At 49.4% G+C, this 11,908-nt stretch carries 9 protein-coding genes; 5 read left to right on the top strand and 4 right to left on the bottom strand.

Going from position 1 to position 11,908, the window contains the following annotated elements:
• Positions 1 to 168: 168 nt before the first annotated feature.
• The 3 genes from PKX57_RS00480 to PKX57_RS00470 are packed head-to-tail and all read right to left on the bottom strand — an operon-like array spanning position 169 to position 3,989.
• Positions 169 to 1,161 carry a P1 family peptidase gene (locus tag PKX57_RS00480; protein WP_214049914.1) on the bottom strand — a complete coding sequence of 331 codons (993 nt, stop codon included), beginning with the start codon at positions 1,159 to 1,161 and terminating at the stop codon, positions 169 to 171.
• 4 nt (positions 1,162 to 1,165) lie between these two features.
• Positions 1,166 to 3,328, bottom strand: coding sequence for an ABC transporter permease (locus tag PKX57_RS00475; RefSeq protein WP_472415760.1), 2,163 nt, complete (start codon positions 3,326 to 3,328; stop codon positions 1,166 to 1,168).
• A complete protein-coding gene (locus PKX57_RS00470; protein ID WP_213920444.1) occupies positions 3,321 to 3,989 on the bottom strand; it encodes an ATP-binding cassette domain-containing protein in 669 nt (222 codons plus the stop codon). The genes PKX57_RS00475 and PKX57_RS00470 overlap by 8 nt, the downstream gene beginning before the upstream one ends.
• Before the next feature lie 172 nt (positions 3,990 to 4,161).
• Here PKX57_RS00470 and PKX57_RS00465 point away from each other — a divergent pair, with 172 nt between their 5' ends.
• From PKX57_RS00465 to PKX57_RS00445, 5 genes are all read left to right on the top strand, one after another.
• Positions 4,162 to 4,722 carry a 5' nucleotidase, NT5C type gene (locus tag PKX57_RS00465; protein ID WP_470745585.1) on the top strand — a complete coding sequence of 187 codons (561 nt, stop codon included), beginning with the start codon at positions 4,162 to 4,164 and terminating at the stop codon, positions 4,720 to 4,722.
• A 17-nt stretch (positions 4,723 to 4,739) separates the two neighbouring features.
• Positions 4,740 to 7,244, top strand: a complete 2,505-nt coding sequence (locus PKX57_RS00460; RefSeq protein ID WP_213920446.1) for an alpha-amylase family glycosyl hydrolase — start codon at positions 4,740 to 4,742, stop codon at positions 7,242 to 7,244.
• 43 nt (positions 7,245 to 7,287) lie between these two features.
• Positions 7,288 to 7,626, top strand: coding sequence for a DUF4258 domain-containing protein (locus PKX57_RS00455; RefSeq protein WP_213920447.1), 339 nt, complete (start codon positions 7,288 to 7,290; stop codon positions 7,624 to 7,626).
• Positions 7,627 to 7,729: 103 nt separating this feature from the next.
• On the top strand, positions 7,730 to 9,292 hold the full coding sequence (locus tag PKX57_RS00450; RefSeq protein ID WP_470745531.1) for a tetratricopeptide repeat-containing diguanylate cyclase: 1,563 nt from the start codon (positions 7,730 to 7,732) through the stop codon (positions 9,290 to 9,292).
• A 29-nt stretch (positions 9,293 to 9,321) separates the two neighbouring features.
• Complete coding sequence (locus PKX57_RS00445; protein ID WP_472415758.1) at positions 9,322 to 10,602, top strand: mechanosensitive ion channel family protein; 1,281 nt, start codon at positions 9,322 to 9,324, stop codon at positions 10,600 to 10,602.
• Positions 10,603 to 10,610: 8 nt separating this feature from the next.
• Here the strand turns inward: PKX57_RS00445 and PKX57_RS00440 are convergent.
• Positions 10,611 to 11,908 (bottom strand): sensor domain-containing diguanylate cyclase (locus PKX57_RS00440; protein ID WP_472415756.1); only part of this gene is annotated, 1,298 nt, incomplete at its 5' end.

Below are 11,908 nucleotides of genomic sequence, written 5' to 3'. Positions count from 1 at the left end.
TTATGACTCCACGGTAATTTGCTGAAATCATTATATCATTTTTAGTTAATTGAAAACACATCTTACCCAATCTGTAGAATCACGAAGAAACAAAATGCATGAAGATCAGTCAATGTGTGCCATTTTGACGGCTGGATGGCCTGGAGCCTTTGGCACATTCAAACATCGCTACAATCTCTGACGGATGCTGTCAAGAATTGAAGGGGTCGCGCCACGGAAGCCCTTCATGTCGGGCGATGAAAACATAGAATCTAGTATGGCCTCAACCGTGGCCCAGACTGATGCTTTGAAGATCTGACTCATGGTTGAACCGTCCTCTCCGATAGTCAATGCCTGAGGATCGCTCCTATCGGCTGTGGAAAAGGCCAGCGCGATGTCGCCGCTGCCGTGATAACCGGGGGCTCCGAGTATTCCGATGGAAAGACTCAAATGCCTGGCGACCCTCTTCAGATGGTGAGGTAGCAACGGAATATCTGTCGAGAGAACCATTATCAATGAACCGCCGGTCTTTTGGGGTTCTTCGAAGTTAGCGTCAACCGGCCCGGGCATCTTTAGATCGGCTGTCCTCCCGAAGTTGGCCAGCACTAGAGCTCCCAGGGTGTACTCCCTGCCGCCTATCTCGATTACCCTGGAAGAGGAGCCGATCCCTCCCTTGAATCCGAAACAGATCATCCCTGTGCCGGCACCGACGCTGCCCATCGGGAAATCTTCCACGACTCCATCGTAAGCCTCGATCGTCATCATATCCGTCACTGAGAGAGAGGCGATGTCACTGAGGTAACTATCGTTGCATTCCATCACGACGGCGTTGAAAGAAGTGGTCCCGGGGTGCTCTCGGAGAGCGATTTTGACCGCGCCCTGTTGAACCGCTCCTATGGATAGCGTGTTGGTCAGAAAGACATGGCTCTCCATCGTCCCGAGCTCGTCGACCTGAACCAGCCCCATAGACTTTCCGTAGCCGTTGAAAACGTTACAGGCGGCCCACACCGGTTTGGTTATGACATCGTCGATCCTGAGAACCGTAACGCCGGTCCTCAGGACCGTCGGCCGATCTCTGTCGACCGTGAAGTGGCCGACTCTAAGGCGCGGCACATCGGTGATCCTGTTCAACTTCCCCGTGGAGAAACCATCCGTAAGCGAGGCGTATTCTCTGTATCTCATGTGGCTACCTCTCTATTATCGCTATCGGATCTTCCCGGCTTGCAAAGAACCTAACGGTCAGGAAACCGGCCACGAGAATCGAGAGAACCATGAGAGAGACTCTGAGTGCCGTCGGCATGCTTACGAGTGTGGAGGTATAGACGCCCTGGAAGAATATCGATTTCATGATCCACCAGACTGTCAAGCCGGCAAGGCATCCCATCGCCGCCGCCGACAGTATCACTACGGCGAGCTCGGCCGAAAGCATCCGGCGAGTCTCTTTTTCTTTCAGCCCGATTATGCTTCTTATAGATATTTCCGAACGTCTTGCGCTTACGGTTCTTATTACAGTTACCACGCCGATCACCATTACCACGAAGAACTGCAAATAGATGATGATCTCCGTTATCAGTTTCATGAACTGCGTCTCCTGTTTATAGGACTTTTCGAATGTCGAATTATCCAGGATCATCTCAGTCTGTGAAAAAAGAAGACTTCTTCGAATCTTTTCGGCCTCTCCGGCCGTGTCATAGGTCAGAAGCGTTCCACCCGGAAGCGGTGAGGCGACCATCACACCGGAAAGCCCCTTCAATACGGCCGATACCTCAACCTTTGAATACCCTAGCGATGCCGCATCTTCAAGTCTTTCCGAAAGGCCTTTGCTGACCAGCAACGTTCCCGTTGCCGGTGTTTCGTTCAACAGGAGCAAAGCCCGGGCATCTTCCGGCGAGAGCACCGGTATATAGACACTGCTCGTTCCAAAGAGCAGCTTTATCCTGAGCTTTTCGAGCCCGGCCTTAAAGGACTTCACTTCCGGGGAGGACGTAATATCGGATGGAAACTCCACGCCGTCGGCCATCCTCACATATGTTCTGTTTTCGAAGAAGATCCCGCCGTCCCTTATTCCATCGGAAAGACCGGAAAGAAGGGAACCGAAGAAAAATATCAAAGCTACGAAAACGACCACGTTCACAAAAAGGGGCGTATAGGCGCCGGTTCTCACCGGATAACGCAACCAGCCTGTATGTATATCCCTGAAACGACTCCTGAAGATTCCCTTTTCCCTGCTGGCGCTCCTCAGGAGATTTATGAGGTCGCGTTTCAGATGACCGGTTATGAGAAACTGGGTCAGCAACACCACAGCCAGCGGAATTATTAGGGTGTAGAACGAGCCGACGGGATCATTTCTGAGGAAAAGCCCGGCGGGTTCGAAGAACCTTTTCTCGAGAACCGAGATGGTCCATACACCGGCGAGGAAGCCTGCGATCCATCCTAAGGTAGCTTGAATCGAAGACTCTATCAAGAGCCTGACCTTAAGGCTTCCGCCTGTATAGCCGACCGCGGACATAACGCCGTACTCCTTTCTCCGTTCACGTAGACTTACAGAGTTGAGCATGGTCAGTCCCACGGTAAAGATCAGTGCAACTACCAGATTCACGAAAAAGACTCCCGTGTAATAGCCGGCGTACTGCTCTCTTATCCTGTCGATCGACGAGGCCGGTCCATTAACCGTAATAGACGGCATATACTCGACCAGCGCGTTCTTCAACTCGTTCTCGACGGCCATGAGAAAACCTTCTCTGGCGAAGATCATGTAGCCATAAGTGCCGCCGCCCGAGGAGATTCCCGCAGGGCCTAAACCGAAGATCGATGGTCCTTTCAATGAAGCCACGATAGAATACTGACCGGGTGTGGACATCTCCAGCGTCTCTTCGTAGATCTGGCCGACTTCCAGTCTGTCGGCCTTGAGGAAGGAACCGGATACCATTATATCTCTCGAGTCTCTCTCGAAAACCGTACCCCGAGCTATCTGCATCTCCGACTCTCGCAGAAGTCTGGGAATATCCGTCTGTCTTATCCCGTACACCGGGAAGTTGGCTCTGGCGCTGCCGAAGAGGTTGTAACTGAGATAGGCGATATCGACTTTTATCGCGTCGGAAAAGCCAAAGGTTTCCGAGAGCGTTTTCTCGATCACCTCGTCCAGCCGTGAATCTCTGCCGTTACTGGAGAGGTACTGAATGGTTATCCAGCTTTCGTTAACTGCGGATATCCTGTTTCTGGTCTCGCCAAAAGAGAGAAATATCGAACCGAGGATCATGCTGGCCCCGACACCCAGGGCAACGACCAGAATAAACGCCAGAATTCTCAACGGCCTCCTTTTGAAGTATAACCAAATATACTTAAACATTGGCCGTTACCTCGCTCACCTGACCGTTCTCTACTTTGAACCTCCTCCCGAATCCCTCTATCATTTCCGGCGAGTGAGAGACCATTATAAGAATGGCGTTGTTTTTCTTGCAGTATGATCTGAGCAGCTTCACAACTTTCTGGCCGTTATCCCTGTCGAGCGATGCGGTCGGCTCGTCGGCGAAAATCACTCGTGGATTGTTGATCAACGCGCGGGCTATGGCCACTCTCTGGCTCTGACCGAGAGAGAGCTCGAAGGGAAATCTCTTCTGCAATTCACCAAGTCCGAGGAAACCCAGTATCTCCTCGAGGCGTTTTCTGGCGTCTTTCTTATCGCTTGCCGGAAGTAAAACGTTTTCCCTCACCGTAAGATGGTTTACGAGGAAATGCTCCTGAAAAACAAACCCGAACTCTTTACGTCTAAGCTCGGCCTTCGCTGAAGGTGTGAGCGCGGTGATCTCCTTGCCGTCGTACTTCACCTCTCCGCGACTGGGATCTTTGAGCGTGCTCATTATGAAGAGAAGAGAGGATTTGCCCGATCCAGAAGGGCCGTAGATTCCGATTTCTTCTCCCCGATCTATCTTCAATGTGGTCGATTTAAGTGCGGCGAGAGCCTGTTTCCTGGTTTCGTAAAGCAACGCTACGTCCTTCAGTTCGAACATACTCTTTATTCCTCCTTTTAATCCGCTGCCTTTTCCTTTCAGATTATCCCACAAAACAAAGCCTTCTCAAACGGTCTTTCATAATGAGTCTCTTCGCCGCTTAATTCTACTGGCTGCTCGATAACGCGTCCGGTTGCTATATACTTTATATGGAGGTGTTTTTGTGAAGGTAATGATAGACATGGACGATATACTGACCAACTTCAATCTGGCCTTTTTGCAGATCGCCCACCGGATGTACGAAGAAGTGCCGGTGAGCGTCGAGGTGAAGGTCTGGGATTTCTGGAAGAGCGTTCCAAACCTCACTCTGGAGATGGAAGAGAGAGTGTGGGAAGCTATCCGCAGCACACCTAACTTCTACGAGAGCCTTCCGGCCTATGCCGACCGCGACGATTTGTTAAGACTCGCGGAGATTATGAGAGCGGGGAGACACGAGATATACTTCATAACCTCACGCTTCCCGACGAAGGGACGGACCGTCCAGGCACAGTCACAGAGATGGATACTGGAACACGTGGGAGAACCCGGCGCGATCATCGTCAGCTCGCGCAAGGGCGAACTCTGCCAGGTCCTGGGAGTGGAACTGGCGGTGGATGATGCGCCTCACCACATCGAAAACCTTCTCGACCACGGAATTAATACCTACATAATGGACTGGGCCTACAACAGACATATCGACCACAGACTCCGGGTAAAGAACCTGGGAGAGTTTCTCGATTGTATAATGGATTAAAAATAAGGAGGTGTCCTATGAAGAGGTTCGTTCTGTCCATTTTCGTAGCTGCCATTTTCTTATCCCTGGCTTCAGCAGAGCCTGTATGGGAAGACCAGATCGTGTACTTCGTCATGATCGACAGGTTCGCCAACGGCGATACTTCCAACGACGACATGGGCTTTGGCGAGGCCGGAAACGACAATTCTCGCTACAACGGCGGAGATATCCAGGGATTGATAGACAGGCTGGATTACATAAAAGAGCTCGGCGCAACGGCCGTATGGATCACCCCACCGGTCGCGAACCAGTGGTGGAACCCCTGGGTGAGCTACGGGGGATATCACGGCTACTGGGCGAGGGATTTCAAGAGGATAGACGAACATTTCGGAGATCTGGAACTATACAGGGAATTCGTTGACAAAGCCCACGAGAAGGGCCTGCTGGTCATCCAGGATATCGTTCCAAATCACGTCGGCGATTATTTCAGATTCATAGACGGGCAGTTCGAACTCAACGCCGATAGCTCCCCCACCGCTGCCCCGGAGCAGTATCCCTTCTCGCTAAACAATTACGAGACCGACTCGGAGAAGAACATCTACCACTGGACTCCGGATATCTCTAACTTCAACGATCAGCTTCAAAAATTTACATACCAGATGTCGGGACTGGACGACCTCAACACGGAAAACCCCGAAGTGATAGAGGCCCTGAAAGATTCCTACACCTTCTGGATAAGGGAAGCCGGTATCGACGGCTTCAGGATAGACACGGTTATTTACGTCCCCTACGAATTCTGGAAGGAGTTTCTCAAGGGAGAGAACGGGATCTACCAGGTGGCTAACGAGAGTGGCAAAACGGGTTTCATAACTTTCGGAGAGGCCTGGGTCAGGAGCGATCCCCTAAGCGATACCGGTGAGAAGGTTATACGCGAATTCTTCGAAAACGGTATGAACTCCATGCTGGACTTCCCGCTGAACATAGAGTTGAGGAGTATATTCAAAGAGGGAAAGCCCACTGCCAACCTCACATACAGGCTGGAAAAGAGAAGCGAGTATTTCGATCCTTCCAGGATGCTCACCTTCGTGGATAACCACGACATGGAGAGGTTCCTCAAAGGAGGCGGCCTGGCCAATCTGAAACAGGCGCTGGCATTTATATTCACCGTTCCCGGCATCCCTGTGGTCTATTACGGCACTGAACAGGGCTTCAACGAAACACGCGCCGCGATGTTCGCCGGAGGGTTCCAGTCGGGAGATGTGGACCACTACAACAACAACTCGGAGCTTTTCAAATATATACAGGAACTCATTACACTCAGGAAGAACAACCCGGTCTTCCGCTACGGAACTCTGAGGGTCTTGAAGGACGATTCCAACGGTCCAGGTATCTTCGCCTACAGCCTCGAGTGGGAGGGCGAGAAGGTTTTCGTCATAATGAACACCTCCGGCGAGCGGAGGATACTGGCCAATATGGATACGGGGATGGAGATGTGCGAGGTGGTCAGACCGCTGTACGCCTTCAACTCTCTGTTCAAAGACTACACAGTAGAGAACGATGGCAACCTTGTGATCACGATGAATCCCCGCTCCGTCTATGTGGGGGTCGCCACCAAAGAGAAAAAGAGCGTCACTCTACCGGACATAGAGTTCAACGTCGATCTTGAAGACAATCAGAAGATAGATTCGAACTACACTATAACCGGCAGCGCAAAAGGAGCGACTTCGGCCAGAATAATATTCGACACAAGGATAGAAGACGGCAAGGACATAGAGATAATCGACGGGAAATGGCTCTACGAATGGGATATCTCCAAGTTTGATCCCGGTATACATTCTATTCTCTTCAAAGTTTACGGGCAAACCAGGCGTGATTCCATATACAGTAAAGATTACAAAGTGATTCTGGACATCCCGGAGATCGTTCTCTTCAGCGGTGAAGATCCCGAAGGCGACGACGCCGGGCCGGAAGGCAGATATCTTTATCCGACGGATATAACTTTCAAGAGGCAGATGGATCTTCTCGGAGTTAATGTGAGACAGATCGGCGCATCCCTGGTGATAGCTATGAAGATAAAGGACCTGACCGATTCGTGGGGACCCCAGAACGGCTTCGATCATGTAACCTTCCAGATCTATATCGACGACCCGTCCAAAAAAGGAGCGACGGTTCTGCCGTTCCAGAACGCATCGATGCCCGATGGACTCGACTGGGACTACTTTATTTTCGCCAACGGCTGGTCGATTGTCGCCTACTCCTCAGAGGGCAGTGGATCGAAGTCTTTCGGCACGGCCATCTCTCCGACACCGCTGGTTCAAACGAACAAACTCACCGGAGAGGTTATACTGAGAATACCGGGCGAGACTCTGGGAAGGCTGGAGAGTTTCGAAGGTTTGAACATCTATATAACGACCTGGGATTTCGACGGCATAGAGGCCGTTTACAGGGACATTTACCCGCAACCAAAGGGATACCATTTCGGGGGAGGGACAAAAGAGGATCCGTATATAATGGATGAAATGCTCATCAGGCTGGGAAAATGATAAACGGAGAGGTCTTTTCTCCGTTCTGTTCATGGTGGTATATATGTTCTTCGTTCTTATAATCGCGGTAATTGCGGTCGTTGTAGCGTATATCGTAAAATCTTTCAGTGGAGACGTCGAGGAGCCGGAAGAATCCGAAGATATCGATATCTCTTTTCATCCGCACGCGGTTGCCAGGATGCAGGAGAGAGAGATCGATCCTGAAAGAGTGATGGAGCTTTTGGGCGGCGAAGGCCGGCAGGTAAAACTGGCGCACTACAACAGGATAAAAGTGACGGACGGGGAAGTAACGGCCATAGTGGGCAAGGGATTGCGAAAACTCGAAGTCATAACCGTTTACTGGAACGACGGCGATCGAGAAGACATGGAAGAAGAGATGTAGATCGTCTTGCGGATCGAGAAAAGTTCGTGAGAATTGACCTTAAAGACGATACGAGCAACGAGGGCGAAGTCTCGATCTGTTCGGAATATATGTGGGGGTAATTGTGGAAAATTTGAAGCGGGACACTGAAGATCTGATGAAAGCTTACGCGGACCTTCCGCTCGATGATTACAGAAGAAAGCTCGACCTTCTCAACAAACTCACGGCTCATATGTGCAGAGAGGGCAAGTTTTTGCTCGCGGTTGAAACGGCACGCGCTGAACTTCCAAGATTTGAAGAACATAAATGTCTCGAACTGGCCAACATCACCCACAACATGATCAAGTATTGCTGCCTCGTCGGCGATTACGATAGTTCGATCGATTACGGACTGAAGGCTCTTGAGCTTTTCCGCCAGTTCGGTACGGCCGACGATATTAACGATGTGATAGCCAACACAGGTGGAGTCTATATATCCATGAACCAGTACGAAAAGGGTCTGGAGTACACACAGAGAGCCCTCGAATACGCAAAGTCCAAAAACGACAGGGAGGCGCTTTCCTTCTTTCTTAACAACTGTGGAATCGCTCTTAACAAACTTGGACGCCACGACGAAGCCGTCGTAAATTACGAAGAGGCCATATCGATCAAACTGGAACTGGGTAAAAAAAGAGAGCTCTGCAACAGTTACATGAACCTTGCGCAGGTCTTTCTGGACATCGGAAACTACAGCAAGGCATTCGAAGTTCTCGAGAAGGTAGGGCCGATCGCCGAGGAGATTTCCGATCTACAGATTCTGAAAGAGTTGAGTTTCCACATGGCCGATTACTACAGAGGAAACGGTCTTTTCGACAGCGCCCTGGAGCTCCTGTCGTCGTATGTTGAATTTCATACAGAGGCGGGGAGTCTCTCCAAGATACCGAACGCATTGAAGGAAATGGCGGACATTCACGAGACGATCGGCGAAACTAAAGCCGCGCTCGATGAGTACAAGAGACTGGTTTCAATAAACGAAAGGCTTTACAGGGAGGCCAGTAACGCAAGAATGGTCGAGCTCGAATCGTCCTTCAGAGTACAACAGAAAATGCAGGAGATCGAAATGCTGAACAGCCAGAACCATGAACTGGAAGAAGCGAAACTCACAATAGAGAGACGCAACAGGGAACTGCTGGAAACCCAGGAGAAGCTCGAAATCGCCAACGAGATGCTGAAGACCCAGGCCGAAACCGATCCTCTTACCGGTCTTCTAAACCAGAAGAGAATGTACCCTATCATAGAAATGGAAATTGAAAGAGCGCTCAGATACGGGGGATTCCTGTCTATGATCATGATAGATCTGGATGATTTCAAGAGAATAAACGATATTTACGGTCATCTCACCGGAGACAACGTGCTGAAAGCCGCGGCGGTGATCGTAAAAAACTCTGTAAGGCGCAGCGATTACGCTTTCAGGTACGGCGGCGAAGAGTTCCTGTTGCTACTGCCTTCGACGAATATCGAAAACGCCTCCGCAACGGCCAACAGATTGAGGGAAGAGATACCAGCCTCTCTGAAACCTAGAGTTACGCTGAGCGCAGGCATTAGCACCTGGAAGGGTGAAGATGCCACAGACTTCATCAGAAAGACCGACGCGCTGCTGTATCTGGCAAAAGAAAATGGAAAGGACCGCATTGAAAAAGAAGTCTAACGTATCGTAGCAGCATTGGAGGCGATGAAGTGGTCAAATTCTTTGCCGACTGGCTTTTTTCACTGGGAATGGAGAATTTGAATATCGTGTTTGCCAACATAATCACCGGAGTTATTATCGTGGCTCTGGCCTTTCTTTCGAAATTCCTTTTCGAAAAAGTCGTGATAAAACCGATCGAGCATTTCATAAAGAAGTCACCCAACAAATGGGATGACATACTTGTCAGACACCACGTTCTGGGAAGGATCTCCCTGATGATCCCGGCGATAGTGATAGTCTCTTTCGCGCCCGTCTTCCCCATGGTGGAGGAGCTTATAAAAAGACTATCGACGGCCTATCTTATATTCATAGCCGCCGTTGTCATGGATGCGATACTCGAAGCTATAACTGACGCTTACCAGTTCCTGGAAATCTCCAGAGACAAGCCTATCAAGAGTTACATAACGGTAGTCAAGATAATGATGTACATAGTAATAAGCGTCATTGTCATATCCATACTCACAAACACTTCTCCCTGGGGTATTCTCAGCGGTATCGGCGCATTGACGGCGATACTTCTGGTAATTTTCAGAGACTCGCTTCTGGGACTTGTTGCAAGCGTACAGATATCCAAGAACAACCTGGTGAGCATAGGTGACTGGATCGAAGTTCCCAAGTACCAGGCCGACGGCGACGTAATAGATATAACGCTGACGACTATCAGAATTCAAAACTGGGACAAGACTATCACGACGATTCCCTCTTATGCGTTGATTTCCGAGTCTTTCAAAAACTGGAAGGGAATGTTTCAGGCCGGTGGAAGGAGGATAAAACGGTCGGTTTTCATAGATACCTCGAGCATACGCTTTCTAGACGACGAGCTTTTTGAAAGACTCCACAGAATTCAGATTCTGCAACCTTATCTCGACAGCAAGAAGAAAGAAATAGAGGAGTTCAACAGGAAAAACAACATCGACATGACCGAGCCAGTCAACGGCAGAAGAATGACCAACATAGGGACTTTCAGAGCCTACCTGAATGCATATTTGAGAAGCCATCCGGGAACAAACAAAGATTTAATTATCATGGTCAGACAGCTTCAACCTACCGATGCCGGACTTCCACTGGAGGTTTATGTCTTCAGCAAAGATACATCCTGGGTTAACTACGAGTCGTTACAGTCGGATATCTTCGACCACATATTCGCCGCCGTTCCTCACTTCGGCTTAAGGGTCTTCCAGAACCCCACCGGCAACGATATGCGTTCTCTTGGCAATATCTTTGACGTAAAGAGTATCGATCGTGAGCAATCGGACAGAGAACTTTCCTAGGCCGGAGATCAGTTCTTCGCGCCTTTGCTTACGTACATTTCCTTGTCGATCAGCGAGAGTATATCCAGTAAATCGAAATTGTCGCTTTTCGGATCCACGGTGTGCACTCCTGTAGAGAAGGCAATTTCCTTTATTGATGCGAGTTTCCTGATTCTTTCGATAACCTCGTTAACATCTTCTCTGCCACAATCGGGAAGACAGACGAGGAACTCGTCGCCGCCGTATCTGAAGGCCGAGTCGAACTGCTTGCGAATACTAATCTGAAGAATGCCGCCGAACTCCCTTAGCACTCTGTCGCCTTCGATATGACCGTGAAGGTCGTTTATCTTCTTGAATCCGTCGATATCTATCATCATGAAAGTTATGGGATACAGAAGCCTCTTTCCACGCGACAGCTCGATTGGAAGGATTTCCATTAGCGCCCGCCTGTTGTATATACCCGTCAGGGCATCGGTCATGGCGATCTTGCTCAGCCTCTTCTGGTTAACCGAAATAACCTTCAAGGCTATTATCGTGAAGAGAGCCAGAACTATGGTAATTATTACGATATCGTACAACAATTGCTTACGGAAAGAATTGTTCAACGGAGTAGTATCTTTGGTCACGATAAGATACCAGCCTGTTTCGGCGATGTATCTGGATACCAGATAATTTTCGAAAGGCGTATTCTTGTATTCGATCACATCGAAATTTTCAAGATTTTCAAGAATTCTGGCTTTGTAAAGCGCCAGCTCTGGGTCGTCGAAGATGCTGCCCTTCAGTATCATATCTTCGTCCTCGTGGAGTCTCACGATACCGTGCGAATCGATAAGGTAAGTATCTATATCCAGCAACCTGTTGTAGTTGGAAAAGATCTCCCTTATCCCGGAAATCTCCAGACCTACGCCGGTTACTCCGAGAAGGTTGCCTTCTGAATCGTCGATCCTGCAGTTGACGAAAAGAGAAAGCAGATTTCTATTGGCTTGATCGGTATCGATGTCCAGACGAAATTCGGAGTTTTCATCCACAAAGGAGTAATACCAGTCATCGTGTGGATCTTTCCTGCTAACTGTCTTGAATAACCCTTCAACGTTGTAGTAATTCAAAGTACTGGCGGAAATCAGAAAGGCCGAACTATATGAGTACTTATCTTTTATACCGGAAAGATAGTTGCTGATCCTGGTTCTATCTTCTTCATGTTCTTCTTCAAGCCACTTCTTAACAAAGGAATCGTTGGCCATCGTGAGAGAAACATATACGGGTTTGACCAGTAAATTCTGGATCTCGGAGAAGACGTTCGTCGATACGAGTCTGGTGATGTTGTAAA

It is taken from the genome of Mesotoga sp. (assembly GCF_035363035.1).
In the GTDB taxonomy this organism is placed as follows: domain Bacteria; phylum Thermotogota; class Thermotogae; order Petrotogales; family Kosmotogaceae; genus Mesotoga.
This window is presented reverse-complemented; position numbering and strand designations above follow the sequence as displayed.